This is a genomic window from Heyndrickxia sporothermodurans (genome assembly GCF_003055045.1).
Taxonomy (GTDB): Bacteria; Bacillota; Bacilli; order Bacillales; family Bacillaceae_C; genus Heyndrickxia; species Heyndrickxia sporothermodurans.
The window spans coordinates 1-681 of sequence record NZ_NAZB01000003.1 but is presented as its reverse complement, the minus strand read 5'-3'; the positions used below and the strand labels follow the sequence as shown (position 1 = coordinate 681).

The window sequence follows — 681 nt, the reverse complement described above, 5'->3', positions numbered from 1 at the left end:
TGTATTGTCCATCATCGATGTTTATGATCGTAGTATTGTCGAATACTATATGGGATTAAGCTGCACAGCAAAAGACCTAAAACAAACTCTTTTGCGGGCATTATTCAAGCGCCAGCAGATAAATGAAAGGGAAAAACCTGTGATTCGCACAGACAATGGGCCACAGTTTATCTCCCATACCTTTGAAGAATTTTGTAAAAAATATACACTAGAACATGAAAGAATTCCACCAAAAACGCCAAATATGAATGCTCACATTGAGTCTTTTCATAGAATTTTTGAAGATGATTGTTTATCAAGATGGCAATTTGAAACGTATGCACAAGCCTATGAATCAGTCGCAGAGTTTATGGTGTTTTATAACGAAAGACGCATGCATTCTAGTATTTTAGACTTATCGCCAAATGAGTTTTATGAAAAGCAACAATGTGAAAACGTGAAAATCAAAGAGGTACGGGTTTAATCGCCCCTTCCATTTTTTTCTTCCTTTTGTCCCAAAAATTATTTCAGCCATTTCTGGAATGGAATCAAGGGCGACGATAGTCGGGCGTAGCCTTTACCCTTGAAGGAATGGAAGCAATGGCTATGATCTCAAAAGGACAAAAGGAAACGAAAAAGAATGTAGTTTTAAGATAAAGTGAGATTAAGAGAAATACTGTCCAAAATTCGGGGGTTAATCCG

General features: G+C 37.0%; 1 protein-coding gene. It reads left to right on the top strand.

Going from position 1 to position 681, the window contains the following annotated elements:
* Positions 1–463 (top strand): integrase core domain-containing protein (locus tag B5V89_RS00620; RefSeq protein WP_142406505.1); only part of this gene is annotated, 463 nt, incomplete at its 5' end.
* Between the last annotated feature and the right edge of the window lie 218 nt (positions 464–681).